Here is a 14,470-nt window from a genome sequence, read left to right as displayed (position 1 = left end):
CCTCTTTAAATGATGCTGACCCAAGGTAATCATAGCTGGGCCGCTGTACAATCGGGAAAAATCTAAAACCGGCGCAGCGGACTCTGGTGACTGATGCGCCCCATCTAGTGTTAACGAAGCTAGTACCCAAGAGCAAGCCCGCGCTTGAAAAATCGCCAAGATTACGCGCCGTTAAAGACGGGGGTTTGCAGCGTCGTGCCGGTTTTGCAGTGGTTGCGGTAAATGTGAAAAGAACGCTCAAACAATTGACAAAATTCGCGTCTATACCTATGTCCAATCAAGTGCTTGTTGCACCGCCTTCATATCTGCCGTCCGGCAGTGCGTTCGCCTAATGGCTGGGGAGTTATGATGTTTGGGTCTTTTGCAAAAAACCTGTTTGGCAGTTCGAATGATCGGGCGGTTAAGGCCATGCAGTCAGTGGTGCAGAACATCAATGCCCGTGAAGCCGATTTTACCGGCCTTGATGACGACGCGTTGCGTGCGATGGTTGCCGATATCCGGCAAAAGATTACCGATGGTGCCGACAAGGATGATCATCTTGTTGATGTATTTGCACTGGTTCGTGAAGCCGCCAAGCGCACCCTAGGTCAGCGCCATTTTGATGTGCAGATGATGGGCGGTATTGCGCTGCATCGTGGACAAATCGCCGAAATGAAAACTGGTGAGGGGAAAACCCTCGTTGCCACCTTGGCGGTGGTTCTAAACGCGCTTGATGGTCGCGGCGTTCATGTGGTTACGGTGAATGATTATCTGGCCTCGCGCGATGCCAATTGGATGCGTCAGGTCTATGAATTTCTTGGGCTGAGCGTTGGCTGTATTACTGGCGGGCTTGATGATGATCAACGCCGTGCCGCGTATCGCTGCGATGTTACTTATGGAACGAATAATGAATTCGGCTTTGATTACCTGCGCGATAATTTGAAATTCAGCCTCGATGATATGGTGCAGCGTGATTTCAACTTTGCGATTGTTGATGAGGTTGACTCGATCCTCGTTGACGAGGCGCGCACACCGCTGGTCATCTCTGGCCCGGCCGAAACAAACTCAGAACATTACGTGGTTGCCAATCAAATCATCCCACAGCTGGTTGAAGAAGATTACGATCTCGATGAAAAGGGCAATAGTGTCTCGTTAAGTGAGGCCGGTATCGAGCATGCAGAAACCCTGCTTCGCGATCATGGTGTGATTGGCGAGGCAACGCTTTATGACATTGAAAATGTCGGGCTGTTGCACCACGTCAATCAGGCGCTGCGCGCCCACCGGCTTTTTGCTCGTGACACGCATTATATGCTGAAAGCCGGCGAGGTTGTCATTATTGACGAATTCACTGGCCGTGCGATGGAAGGCCGGCGGTTCTCTGATGGATTGCATCAGGCAATCGAGGCCAAGGAAGGCGTTGCCATTCAGGCGGAAAACCAGACATTAGCGTCGGTTACGTTCCAGAATTATTTCCGCATGTATGATAAATTGGCCGGAATGACTGGTACAGCAATGACCGAGGCTGGGGAATTTTCTGAGATTTACAGCCTTGAGGTCACGGCAATTCCAACCAACCGCGATATTGCGCGTATTGACCATGATGATGAGGTTTATCGCACCAGCGCCGAACGCGACGAGGCGGTGATTGCGTTAATTCTTGAATGCCGGTCACGCCAACAGCCGGTTCTTGTTGGCACGATCAGTATTGACAAGTCTGAGCGTCTGTCTGCCGAATTGAAAAAGCGTAAAATCGAGCATCAGGTTCTCAATGCACGGTTTCACTCTGAGGAGGCGAAAATCATTGCCGATGCGGGCGTGCCGGGAGCGGTTACAATCGCGACCAACATGGCTGGGCGCGGCACTGATATCCAGCTGGGGGGCAATCTTGATATGCGGCTGGCTGCGCTGGCTGAAACGGGCAAGACTGTCACCGACAAGCAAAGGGATAAGATTATTGCCGAAATTGAGGCGGCAAAGACCACTGCGCTGGCGGCTGGCGGGCTTTATGTGATTTGTACCGAACGTCATGAATCGCGCCGGATCGATAATCAGTTGCGCGGCCGGACTGGTCGTCAAGGTGACCCGGGCGCGTCGAAATTTTTCTTGTCTCTACAAGATGATCTGATGCGTATCTTCGGCTCGGAAAAGCTGGATAGTATGCTGGTCAAGCTGGGCCTTGAAGAAGGTGAAGCCATTATGCATCCCTGGATTAACAAGGCCGTCGAAAAGGCCCAATCCAAGGTTGAGGCCCGCAATTTTGAAATCCGCAAACAATTGCTGAAATATGACGATGTGATGAATGACCAGCGCCGGGTGATTTTTGACCAGCGCAAGGAAATTATGCGCGCCGATGATGTTCATGAAACCGTTGTTGATATGCGCCATGAAGCGGCAGCTCTGATTGTCGAGCGCGCCATCCCCGCTGGCTCCTACCATGATGCGTGGGATGCGGAAACGCTGGATGCTGATGCCCGCCGTGTTTTGGGTGTCGAGGCACCGATCGCTGAATGGTTTGCCGAGGACGGCATCGCTGAAACTGAGATCGAAGCGCGGTTGATTGATGCTGCCGACCGGCATATGGCGGAAAAGGCGGTTCGGCTTGGCCCTGATATCATGCGGATGGCGGAAAAGAACTTGCTGTTGCAGGTGCTTGATCAGCAGTGGAAAGAACACCTATTTACGCTTGATCAGCTGCGCCAAGGCATCACATTGCGTGCCTATGCGCAAAAGGACCCGCTAAATGAATATAAGCGTGAAGCCTTTATGATGTTTGAAAATATGCTGGCCACGATGCGTGAGACTACCAGTATGGTTCTCTCCCATGTCGAAATCCGCCAACCGGAAGATGCCGACAGCCGAGGCGCTGCGCCAGCTAATAATGCTGGCAATAATGCTGGCAATGCTGCAACAGCTGGCGGCAAGGTGTCGCGTAATGCGCCGTGCCCATGTGGATCGGGCAAGAAATTCAAACATTGTCATGGTGCCCTTTAAACAAGCTGGGGCGGTGAGAGCAAATAAATGATCAAATATCAATTGATCTGCGAGATGACCCATGAATTTGAAGGCTGGTTTCAAACCAGCACTGCGTTTGACGAGCAGAATAATGCCGGATTTGTTACCTGCCCGGTTTGCGATAGCGCTAAAATTCGTCGCGCGCTGATGACGCCTAATATTGCAAGCCCAAAACGCCGCCGCGACCCTGTCACAATTGAGGCGCCGCCCCAAATCAGTGCGGCCCCCAACACGGCCCACGGTGCGGCCCCAAGTGCGGCAACATCAAGCCCGCAAAAACCGGTGCCGACATCGCCGCCAAAAGCCGCCATGACTGCGGCTGCGTTTGGCGAGGCAATGGCGCAATTGCGCCAGCTACAGCGCAAGATCAAGGCCGAATGCCGTGACGTTGGCACCGATTTTGCCGCCGAAGCCCGCAAAATTCATTATGGCGATAGTCTGGCCGAAAATATTTACGGCCAATCAACTGCCGAAGAGCGCGAGCAGCTTGCCGATGAGGGAATTGACGTTGTCGCGATGCCGTGGCTGCCGCCCGAACATTAAGCGGCGCGCGGTTCCGGTTTGATCGGTTTGTGCCAGCTTGATCGCTAGCGAAAGCCACCGCTGGCAGCATAATTCACCGCCAGTGATCCAACCGGCATAAAGCCGCCGCCCGGGCGCGGGGCAAAACCGGTCATATCATCAAGCAGAATACCGGCAGCAGCAAATTCGGCGCGTAATTCGGCTGGCTTAACAAATTTGCGCGGATCATGCGTGCCAGCCGGCACCAGCCGGACAATATATTCAAGGGCGATCTTGGCAAATAACAGGGCAGGAAGGCTGCGGTTGATCGTGGTGACAATAACAACGCCATCGGGGTTCAGCATCTCGGCAATCGCCGTGATAAAGAGCGGTCGATCGGCCACATGCTCGATCACTTCTGAGGCGTAAATCACATCAAATTTAGCGCCAGTCGCAGCGAGATCTTCAGCGGTAATGACACGATAATCAATATCCAGCTGCATGGTTTGGGCATGCGCCTTTGCGGCATGGATTGCGGGCGCCGTGACGTCGATGCCTGTAACGTTGGCGCCAAGCCGCGCCATCGGTTCGGCCAATAAGCCCCCGCCGCAGCCAATATCTAGAATGCGTAGCCTCGCCAATGACGGCCTTGTTGCTGATTGTTTGGAGGGCTGTCCGCCTGCGTTGATCGGGAAGAAGCGACCAATTGCCCGTAAAATATAATCCACCCGAATGGGCGTAAAAGCATGCAAAGGTGCCATCGGCCCCCGCTGATCCCACCATTGGTCGGATAGGGCGGCAAAATTATCAATCTCAGTTTGGTCTGCAGTTGTCATCATGGGCTTGCCCCGGCGGCTGGTAATCGCTATAGCTGCGTGAAATTATATTCATTGGAAACAGCATACAGCAAATGGCACGGATTGTTCAAAAATTTGGCGGCACTTCAGTGGCCGATCTTGATCGCATACGCAACGTTGCACAGCGGGTAAAAGCCGAAGTTGATGCCGGCCATGAGGTGGCGGTCGTTGTCTCGGCCATGGCGGGGACAACAAACCAGCTTGTTGCCTGGGCGTCTGATATTGGCCCGATGCATGATGCACGCGAATATGATACGATTGTCGCGACGGGCGAGCAGGTTACCGTTGGTCTGCTGGCGATAGCGTTGCAGAATATTGGGGTTGATGCGCGGTCATGGCTTGGCTGGCAGGTGCCCATTCGCTCAGATAGCGTGCATGGCGCTGCTCGCATTGACGAGATTGACGGCAGTGCGATCCGTCAGCGGATGAAACAGGGACAGGTTGCTGTCATTGCCGGATTTCAGGGCATTGGCCCGGATGGCCGGATCAGCACGCTTGGCCGCGGTGGCTCGGATACGTCAGCAGTGGCGATTGCCGCGGCGCTGGAGGCTGATCGCTGTGATATTTACACAGATGTTGACGGGGTTTACACAACCGACCCGCGAATCGCACCAAAAGCGCGTAAACTAGGCCGGATTACCTTTGAAGAAATGCTGGAAATGGCGTCGTCTGGCGCCAAGGTCTTGCAAACGAGATCAGTCGCGATGGCGATGCGCCATAATGTCAATCTGCAGGTGCGCTCAAGTTTCAATGATGCACCAGGTACTTTAGTCGTAAATGAGGATTCAGTCGTGGAACAAGAAACCATTAGCGGTATTGCTTACAGCCCAGATGAGGCCAAGATCACAATCGTTGGCCTGCCAGATCGGCCGGGTGTTGCGGCCGCTGTCTTTGGCGCGCTGGCCGATCATCATGTTAATGTCGATATGATCGTTCAAAGCGCATCAAGTGCAGTCAAAAAGACTGATATCAGCTTTTCTGTTTGCCGCGCTGATTTAAATAAAGCTGTTGATATTATTAATAAAATTAAAGAGCTTCTTGAATTTGAATCGGTTGATGCTTCGCCGAATGTAGCGAAAATTTCGGTTGTTGGAACGGCGATGCGAACGCAACCGGGTGTTGCCAAGACCATGTTTGAAACACTGGCGGCAAGGGGTGTGAACCTGCATGTTATCTCGACATCCGAAATTAAAATCTCGGTTTTGATTGATGCTGAATATGCCGAGCTGGCGGTACGAAGCTTGCATACTGCCTACGGGCTGGATGACGAGATTTAACGCCTGACTGGTACTAAATTGATATTTATCAATCGGAATTTATGTGGTAAACGGCGCAAATGCTGAACCGTAACAAGTTCGTAACAATTTAATGTTATCAGACGACTGATTGAGATGTATCATTTGGCAAATGAGGATTTTGTTTGCAATTGTCGAAAATATCTGGTGGCTTTTGATTATTCAACGCCAAGTGGAGACATTATTTGCGCGCTCACCTAACAGAAAATGAGCCGTTGGTTGCAAATGACAGCTTCGAACAGATAGGTTCGACGCTCAAATCTGCGCGCCGTGGTCAGGGCGTCAAAATTCTTGATGTTTCGCAGCAACTGCGGATTTCAGGTGATTACCTTTCACATTTGGAAAGTGGTGCGTTTGATCAATTGCCAGCGCCTGCCTATGTGAAGGGGTTCTTGCGCAGCTACGGCCAGTTTCTTGGCCTTGATCCGTTGTCTCTGGTGGCACGTTATGCGGCCATTGCTGGCGAAGAAACAGTGGTTCCAGAATATAAGATGCCGATGGGAGCACGGCCGCCGCAGCGGTCCGCCCCGGCGATCGTGTCGATGCTGCTGGTTTTTGCAGGCATAGGTTATGGTGGTTGGTATTGGCTGAACGGCACTGATCAGGCCGATCAGGGTACGATGGCGCCGGCTGAAATTGCCAGTGGGGAGCGGGCTAGCGGGCTTTCTGTGCCACTCGCCATTAAAGGCAGTAGTCATCAGGAAGATCAGCTTTTTAACCGCAGACAGGAATCGACTCAGGATTCAACTCAGGCCGGAACGTCGCTCAAAGGTGATGCCGGGGGTGATAATTTGCGAGACGTAACCCCAATCATCACTGCCGCCACAAGCCCGGTACTGCCCGCGGATACGGGCGCGGCAAAACCGCCGGCTAGCACACGCACTCCAGCGCCAGCCGCAACAACGTCTCTTGGAAAAAAACCGTTGGCAGAAACACCGGTGCAAGTTGGCGAAAATAACGCTGACAACACCATTGTGGCCGAGGCTACCCTGAAAACGCCAGCCCCAAATTCAGGGCCCGCGAATGGTCGGGCATTGTCGGGCGGTTTGGCTAGGGCTGTGGTTGCGTCGTCGTCGGCTGATCTATCGGTGGATAGTCCGGGTGTAAATGCCGCGATTGCTAATTTACGCGATCCGGCACAAGAAATTACAATTCGTGCGGTTACCGCAAGCTGGGTTGAAATTGTGCGCGATAACGGCGAAGAAGTTATCGCCAAGTTGATGCAGGCCGGCGACAGTCAGGTGATTGGCGGCAATGAACGTCTTTACCTTACCACCGGCAATGCGGGCGGATTGACGATCGAGGTCGGCAGTGATAAGCCGCGTGCCTTGGGTGATATTGGTGAAATCGTGCGCGATCTGCCGCTTGTTACCGATAAATTGCGTGAGGTGCGATAGCCTCCCTCACTTTTTTCACCGCCCCAATTTTTTATCCCTTCACTTTTTTGGTAGTATCTGGCGGCGCTGGATCGCCGCTAGGCATTGTTGCGGGGTCAAATCTTACATCATATCATGCTGCTGGTGGCTGGTCTGGGCGTGTGTCATCCGAACTCAGGATCGCTGCCGCCGTTTTTCGTGGCTGTTATCATCTAAACTAAAGTGACGCATTGATCTGGCGCTTGGCGGCCGAACAGGGTATAGAATGGGGCATATTTAACCGGTGCTCATTGCGCCGTAATTTGGAGTTTAACCGTGTCAAACGCTTATCGGGCTTATCGAACAATCGAGCGTCGCCGCTGCCGTCAGGTAATGGTCGGGTCAGTTCCGGTTGGCGGTGGTGCGCCGATTTCGGTTCAGACGATGACCAACAGCCTGACCAGTGACGTAGCGGCCACCTTGGCGCAAATCAATGCGGCGGCGGCGGCTGGGGCTGATATTGTGCGGGTGTCTTGTCCTGATGAGGATAGTACCGCCGCGCTAAAGACCATCTGTGCGCAAAGCCCAGTTCCCATCGTTGCAGATATCCATTTTCATTATCGCCGCGCCATTGAGGCGGCCGAGGCGGGTGCAGCCTGCCTGCGGATTAATCCGGGCAATATCGGCAGTGCAGCGCGGGTCCGCGAAGTTGTACAGGCAGCTCGTGATCATGGTTGCTCGATGCGGATTGGGGTAAATGCGGGTTCGCTGGAAAAGCATCTTTTGGAAAAATATGCCGAGCCCTGCCCCGAAGCGCTTGTTGAATCGGCGCTCGAACATGCCAAGATTTTGCAGGATAATGATTTCCATGAATTTAAAATCTCGGTCAAAGCGTCAGACGTGTTTCTGGCTGTGGCCGCCTATCAACAGCTTGCCGATGCCATTGATTGCCCGCTACATATTGGCATAACCGAGGCTGGTGGGCTGCGGGCGGGAACGATCAAATCAGCAATTGGTCTTGGTAATCTGCTATGGGCAGGAATTGGGGATACAATCAGGGTATCGCTGTCGGCTGATCCAACTGAAGAGGTCAAAGTCGGTTATGAAATCCTGAAATCGCTTGGCCTGCGTCGTCGCGGGGTAACGGTGATTTCCTGTCCGTCTTGCGCGCGCCAGCAATTTGACGTCATCAAAACTGTGCAGGTGATCGAAGATCGGCTCGAGCATATTGATATGCCGATTACCGTGTCGATCATTGGCTGTGTGGTTAACGGGCCAGGTGAGGCGCGGGAAACCGATATCGGTTTGACCGGTGGCGGCAAGGGAACGCATCAGATTTACCTGTCAGGCATGGCCGACCACCGCCTGTCAAATGGTGATATTGTCGAACATGTGGTGTCGCTTGTCGAAACCCGTGTTGCCGAATTAAAGGCTGCAAAAAGCGGCGTCAACCCAAGCATAAAAGCAGATTAAGGCTCATGTCACGACTTCAACCTGCCCGCGGTACAGCTGATCTTCTTCCCGATAGCATGGCCAAACATCGTTTGGTGATCGAGGCGGCGCGTGCAGCCTCGGCACTTTACGGATTTCAGGAAATGGCAACGCCGATTTTCGAATTTTCCGAAGTGTTCTCGCGCCCGCTTGGTGAGAGCAGCGATATCGTTACGAAGGAAAATTACAGCTTTGCGGATCGAGGCGGCGAAATGCTGACATTGCGGCCGGAAAACACCGCCGGTGTCGTGCGCGCGATGATCTCGGGGGGGCTGACCCAAAGCCTGCCGTTGAAATATTTTTATGCCGGGCCGATGTTCCGTTATGAGCGGCCACAAAAGGGCCGGATGCGCCAGTTTCATCAGGTAGGAGTCGAATATCTCGGGCCTGATGATGCGCTTGCCGATGCTGAAATCATTGCCTGTGGGGCGCGGTTTTTAGCGGCATTGGGTGTGCTAGATGATTGCGAACTTCATCTGAACTCACTTGGCGATACGCATAGCCGTTCGGCGTATCGGGCGGCACTGATTGCCTATCTTGAGACATTTGCCGATCAACTGTCAGATGATAGCAAAACCCGCCTCGCCGTAAATCCGCTACGGATTCTGGATTCTAAAGACGCCGGCGACCGGCAGATTTTACAAAATGCGCCGCAATTGCAGGATTATCTGAGCGACGTGTCAAAGACGCATTTTGCTGATTTGACGGCGGCACTTGATGCGGCAGGTGTTAAGTGGGTTTTTGACCCGTTATTGGTGCGCGGGCTTGATTATTATTGTCATACCGCCTTTGAATTTGTCACAACATCGCTTGGTGCGCAGGGCACGGTTCTGGGTGGTGGGCGTTATGATGGGCTGGCTGAAATGCTGGGCGGGCCTCAGGTTGCCGGTGTTGGATGGGCGGCTGGTGTTGAACGGCTGGCGATGCTTGTCGAGACGGCCACTGTTAATAGCCCAAAAGTGGCGATTATAACGGCTGATGATGGGGCACGTCTGGCGGCCTTCCGGCTTGCTGAACAGCTTCGCGATGCGGGCATTGATATTGATTTGCCGACCAGTGGCGCGATGGGCAAAAAGCTGAAGAAAGCTGATAAGGCCGGTATCTGCATGGCGGTGATTATGGGCAGTGACGAGCTGGCCAACAACATTGTTCAGCTGCGCAACCTTCAAGATGGCAGCCAGCAGGAACAACCGCTTGATCTCGCTGATAGCAGCGGTCTGGCAGCGGCGATTGCCAAAAGCCTTTTGGTGCCATAGCGCGGCAATATTCGGGCTGGCATCCGTGGTTTTGATCTGCCAAATTTTCACTGACTGCAACATTACCGGATAAGGAGTTTTGGCATGAGCCTCGACTCATCAATGGATAAAGTATTAGAGCGCCGCCGGGAGGTTGAGGCTCGACTTTCAGACTCGGCCACCATGAACAATGCCGAACTAGCGCAATTTTCGCGTGAGCTGTCTGACTTGCGACCCGTTTGCGAACAAATCGAGCTGGTGCGCAGGGTCGAGGCTGAGCTGGCCGAGGCGCTGGTAATGGTCGACGAGGCGGGTGACGATCCGGATATGCTGGAAATGGCGCAAGCTGAAGCGGATTTGCTGAAAGACCAGCTTCCCGAAGCGCGCGCTCAATTGCAGCTTTTGCTCCTGCCAAAAGATAAGGATGATTCGCGTAACGCTATTTTGGAAGTGCGCGCTGGCACCGGCGGCGATGAGGCGGCGTTATTCGCGGCTAATCTGTTTTCAATGTATCAGCGTTTTGCGGCCAAGCATGGCTGGAAATTTGAGGTGATGGAAGTGTCGGAAACCGGCATTGGCGGCTATAAGGAAGCGACCGCCACCATTTCAGGTAATGATGTATTTGCGCGGTTGAAGTTTGAATCGGGTGTGCATCGGGTGCAGCGGGTTCCCGAAACTGAAGCTGGCGGACGGATTCATACATCAGCCGCCACCGTCGCGGTATTGCCAGAGGCCGAGGATGTCGATATCCAGATTGACGAATCTGACCTGCGGATTGATGTGTTTCGGGCATCTGGCCCCGGCGGTCAATCGGTCAACACCACCGACTCGGCAGTGCGGATTACCCACCTGCCAACAGGTATTGTGGTTAGCCAGCAGGATGAAAAATCTCAGCATAAGAACCGGGCTAAGGCGATGAAGATTTTGCGGGCTCGTATTTATGATGCTGAGCGTGCCCGCTTGGAGGCAGAGCGTGCCGCCGAACGCAAGGGGCAGGTGGGCTCTGGCGATCGCTCGGAACGGATCCGCACCTATAATTTTCCGCAAGGCCGTGTTACCGATCACCGGATTAATTTCACGCTGTACAAGCTGGATCGTGTGATTGCTGGTGAGGCGCTTGACGAGGTTGTTGATGCCCTTGTCTCAGAAGATCAGGCACGGCGACTTGCCGAAGGCAGCTGAACGTGAGATCGACGAAGGCATGACAGATCGGCCGTTGAAATACGAAGCTCGTAAAAATCTGCAGCCATTAGAACAGGCGCTTGCCGCGGCGGGTATTGCCAGCGCAAAATCAGATGCGCGTTGCCTTCTTGGGTTGGCATTGGGGCGTGATATGCCGGTATTGCCGCACGAGGATATTGCGCCGTTAACCGAAGCTGGCGAGGCGCGGTTGGCAGCTTTAATGACGCGCCGTCTGGCCGGTGAACCGATTAGCCGGATCCGTGGCTGGCGTGAATTCTGGTCACTTCGCTTTTCTTTATCTGCTGCCACGCTTGACCCGCGCCCGGATTCAGAAACCGTGATCGAGGTCGCGCTTGGCTGGGCGGGTACGATTGTTCGCGATGATCACCAAATTGGGCGCCAAATTGGCCGTGAAGGTGAGCGTGACGGAGAGCGTGACGGTAGATTGCGCCCCCCAGCATTGCGCTGCCTTGATCTTGGAACGGGAAGCGGCTGTCTTTTACTGGCGCTATTGTCCGAGATGCCCAACGCCACCGGCATCGGCATTGATATCAATCCGGATGCGCTTGTCACTGCGGTTGAGAATGCGACAAGTTTGGGGCTTGCTGATCGTGCTGAATTTATCTGCCACAGCTTTGCCGATGATCTTGGCCCGCTTGGGATGTTTGATGTGATCTTGTCAAACCCGCCTTATATTCCGACCCGCGATATTGATGATTTGGCGGTGGATGTGAAATCCTTTGATCCGGCATTGGCGCTTGATGGTGGCGGTGATGGTATGGCCTGTTGGCAAGGTTTGCTGCCGCGGCTGGCCGCAGTGCTTAAGCCGCATGGCGCGGCCTTTGTTGAAATTGGTCAGGGACAGGAAAACATGGTCGCGGCCGAGGCGGCAAAGGTTAATCTCCGGCTTGTCGACAGCCATCAGGATCTAGCCGGCATCACGCGTTGTTTGCAGTTTTCAATTAAAATGTAAAATCTGTTAGATTTCGCTTGATATTCAGACAAGCCCGACGTTATGGTACAGTCGTTCGCGGCGGGGTGGCTCTGGTCACCGAAACGCCAGCGCTTTTCCGAATGAAAATGGGATCGCTTGCATCGGCTTAGGGCCGACGTTTAGTTGGTAGACTAAGCGCAACCGAAATGAATTTAATTATCGATTATTGTTGTTAATAACCAATGTGGTATTAAACCAAATGAGACAACCTCAAAACGCTAAACGCGGCCGTGGTCGTGGCCGTCGTGGTAATAATAGCGGCAATCACAATCATGTGCCGAACCGCAACACCTCGTATGAATCGAATGGCCCGGATGTAAAGCTGCGTGGTAATGCCCAGCAATTGCATGAAAAATATATGGCGCTGGCACATGACGCGGCGACATCGGGCGAGCGGATTTCGGCAGAGGCGTACACGCAATTTGCTGATCATTATTTTCGTCTGCATCAAGCGGCTGTTGGCGTTGCTGAAACCAAACGCCAGCAGGAACAGGCCAATGCTGAGGTCGATGATGACGAGGTTTCGTCGCCGTCAAAACCCGATAATGAGGCAGCCAGTGCAACGGGTGATAATCAGGGCGAGTCCAATGATGCAGCAGGGGCTGCAAATGGCCATGCCAATGCCCGTGGTGTCGATTTCAATGGCGCGGGCGGGAATGGCGCCGACGGGAATGGTGCCGACGTGAATGGCGCTGATTTTAATGCCGCTGGTGCTGATGGTACCCAGGATGAGCCTGCGCCAAAAAAGCGCCGCTTGGCTGCTAAAAACGGCGCTGCTAAAAGTGATGGTGCGAAACCTTCGGAAGAAGACCGCACGAATCTGTCACCAGCCCAGCTGGCCGAGGCTGTTCAAAGTGATCAAGATAGCGATCAAGTCTCTTAAAATAGCCGGCGAGACCATTATTTTTCTGCCATATGTTTTGCGGCTCCGTCTTTTTACCTAAACGGGTGACCCAAACGGGTGACCTAAACGGGGCGCAACTCGTCGCCGATTTTAATCGTGCCGCCATTCAACACCTCGGCAAAAATGCCAAGATTGCTATGGCCAAAATGCGCCCGCATAAACCGCACATAATCATCTGGGTTACGCCGTGCCGTAGCCGGGTCGACATTGATCGCGGCGCACCGGCCAACGGGTTCTTTTACCAGCAACAATGCGTCACCGCAGCGTAATGTCTGGCCGATAAGGCCGGTTTCGGCAAAGGCTTCATCTGCATTGATAATGATGTTGATGCGAAACCGGCGGCTGTCAGCCTTGGTGCCGGTGGCGGCTGCAAAAGCGGCCAGTGATGCTGTGCTGGCAAGGCTGATTAATGGCGCCGACTGGTCGCTATAGGCCTGTTCGTTCATCTGCATCAGGCGCGGCCGTCCGCGTAATTTATCGGCAAAGAGGTCGCTAAACATATCTTCAAACCGGCGACAATCGTCAGGGTTTTCCGGATCAACGGAAAGACAAAGATTGCCATGGTGGTAAAGCTCGAGACGCGACGGCGTTGCATCGCTGGTAAAGCGGCAGTGATAATCGGCCATGGCCTCATGTGACATTAATTGCAGGAAATGCGCCTTTGGAAACCATGTTCCAGGGCTGGCATTTGCGATCTTATCGCCGCCAATCGAAAGGGCGAACCGCCGATCATTGGGAAAATAGCCGCCTGCGGTCAGGGCGGCCTTGTCAAGTTGGCTGCCACCAAATCCCTTGACCGGATAATGCCAAAGCGTATGGATTTGCATGATGACCCTCTTTTGGTTGTCAGTGTCCGTGGCTGATGCTAGGCGAGATTAAGCGAGACATAAAAGCCAAAACAGATTTTTCCTGAAAGCTGGCTTTTTGCGCTATTGGGCCTTTTTCACCGGAACGGCACCGGCAAAACGGATTGTGCCATGCGATAATACTTCGCGGTCAATCGCGGCAACAGTTGCCTTAAAGGCCTCGAGGTGCTGATCACTGATTCGCTCGCCCGTTGGAAGGCGCACTGTCATCGGATTGACCTGCCGGTTATTGACCATGACTTCATAATGCAAATGGGCACCGGTTGATTTGCCGGTCGAGCCAACATAACCGATAATTTCGCCCTGTTTGACGCGGGTGCCCGGGCGAATATGAGGCGCGATACGGCTCATGTGGGCATAGGCTGTATCATAGGTCGCATTGTGCCGAATGCGGATATAGCGGCCAAAGCTGCCTTTCCACCCGGCTTCGCGAATCACGCCAGATCCTGCGGCGATAATCGGTGTGCCGCGCGGCGCGGCGAAATCAACACCTTTATGCATCGCGTTAAAGCCGCTAACCGGATGTTTGCGATGGCCAAACGATGACGACAGGCGCGCGCCTGAAATTGGGGTGCGAATCAGTGTTCGCGCCGCCGAATTGCCATTTTCATCATACCAGCCAATCGCGTCATTATCGCCATTGTAGCGGAAGAAACCCAATTGCTCGCCCGAGAGAAGCAGGCCTGCATAATGTAATTGGCCGCCAATTATTTTGCCGTCAATGCCGTCACGCTCCACTTCATAGAGCAATTCAAACCGGTCGCCAGTGCGAACTTCACGCTGGAAATCGACTGAAAAG

The 14,470-nt window shown here is 53.6% G+C and carries 12 protein-coding genes (1 of these 12 running past the window's edge); 9 read left to right on the top strand and 3 right to left on the bottom strand.

The features are described 5' to 3' along the window. The first annotated feature begins 348 nt into the window (after window positions 1–348). Window positions 349–2,970, top strand: coding sequence for a preprotein translocase subunit SecA (gene secA / locus AB8881_06285; GenBank protein XDZ64524.1), 2,622 nt, complete (start codon window positions 349–351; stop codon window positions 2,968–2,970). 27 nt (window positions 2,971–2,997) lie between these two features. Beyond that, window positions 2,998–3,534 carry a DUF1178 family protein gene (locus tag AB8881_06280; GenBank protein ID XDZ62166.1) on the top strand — a complete coding sequence of 179 codons (537 nt, stop codon included), beginning with the start codon at window positions 2,998–3,000 and terminating at the stop codon, window positions 3,532–3,534. Window positions 3,535–3,578: 44 nt separating this feature from the next. On the opposite strand, the gene ubiG is transcribed toward AB8881_06280, so the two are convergent. Beyond that, a complete protein-coding gene (ubiG, locus tag AB8881_06275) occupies window positions 3,579–4,331 on the bottom strand; it encodes a bifunctional 2-polyprenyl-6-hydroxyphenol methylase/3-demethylubiquinol 3-O-methyltransferase UbiG (protein XDZ62165.1) in 753 nt (250 codons plus the stop codon). A 71-nt stretch (window positions 4,332–4,402) separates the two neighbouring features. Here ubiG and AB8881_06270 point away from each other — a divergent pair, with 71 nt between their 5' ends. From AB8881_06270 to AB8881_06240, 7 genes are all read left to right on the top strand, one after another. Then, window positions 4,403–5,626: an aspartate kinase gene (locus tag AB8881_06270; protein ID XDZ62164.1), complete on the top strand. Its 1,224-nt coding sequence runs from the start codon at window positions 4,403–4,405 to the stop codon at window positions 5,624–5,626. 203 nt (window positions 5,627–5,829) lie between these two features. After that, window positions 5,830–7,041, top strand: a complete 1,212-nt coding sequence (locus AB8881_06265; protein XDZ62163.1) for a RodZ domain-containing protein — start codon at window positions 5,830–5,832, stop codon at window positions 7,039–7,041. A 294-nt stretch (window positions 7,042–7,335) separates the two neighbouring features. Further along, entirely contained in the window at window positions 7,336–8,472 is a 1,137-nt protein-coding gene (ispG, locus tag AB8881_06260; GenBank protein ID XDZ62162.1) for a flavodoxin-dependent (E)-4-hydroxy-3-methylbut-2-enyl-diphosphate synthase, read from the top strand. A gap of 5 nt (window positions 8,473–8,477) precedes the next feature. Next, window positions 8,478–9,746 carry a histidine--tRNA ligase gene (gene hisS, locus AB8881_06255; protein XDZ62161.1) on the top strand — a complete coding sequence of 423 codons (1,269 nt, stop codon included), beginning with the start codon at window positions 8,478–8,480 and terminating at the stop codon, window positions 9,744–9,746. Window positions 9,747–9,830: 84 nt separating this feature from the next. Beyond that, window positions 9,831–10,907, top strand: coding sequence for a peptide chain release factor 1 (gene prfA, locus AB8881_06250; protein XDZ62160.1), 1,077 nt, complete (start codon window positions 9,831–9,833; stop codon window positions 10,905–10,907). After that, the gene (gene prmC / locus AB8881_06245) at window positions 10,891–11,880 is read left to right on the top strand and encodes a peptide chain release factor N(5)-glutamine methyltransferase (protein XDZ62159.1); all 990 of its coding nucleotides are present in this window, start codon (window positions 10,891–10,893) and stop codon (window positions 11,878–11,880) included. The genes prfA and prmC overlap by 17 nt, the downstream gene beginning before the upstream one ends. A 220-nt stretch (window positions 11,881–12,100) precedes the next feature. Next, window positions 12,101–12,784, top strand: a complete 684-nt coding sequence (locus tag AB8881_06240) for a DUF4167 domain-containing protein (protein XDZ62158.1) — start codon at window positions 12,101–12,103, stop codon at window positions 12,782–12,784. 83 nt (window positions 12,785–12,867) lie between these two features. Here AB8881_06240 and AB8881_06235 read toward each other — a convergent pair whose 3' ends face one another. Continuing rightward, window positions 12,868–13,632 carry an MOSC domain-containing protein gene (locus AB8881_06235; protein ID XDZ64473.1) on the bottom strand — a complete coding sequence of 255 codons (765 nt, stop codon included), beginning with the start codon at window positions 13,630–13,632 and terminating at the stop codon, window positions 12,868–12,870. Between the two features lie 102 nt (window positions 13,633–13,734). After that, window positions 13,735–14,470: the 3' portion of a peptidoglycan DD-metalloendopeptidase family protein gene (locus AB8881_06230; GenBank protein ID XDZ64472.1), read on the bottom strand. It continues 683 nt past the right edge of the window; the window shows 736 of its 1,419 coding nt (coding positions 684–1,419); the start codon falls outside the window, past its right edge; the stop codon is at window positions 13,735–13,737.

The organism is Alphaproteobacteria bacterium LSUCC0396, from assembly GCA_041228345.1.
Classification (GTDB): Bacteria; Pseudomonadota; Alphaproteobacteria; order Puniceispirillales; family Puniceispirillaceae; genus UBA3439.
The sequence above is the reverse complement of the archived record's forward strand: the minus strand, read 5'-3'. Positions and strand labels throughout refer to the sequence as shown.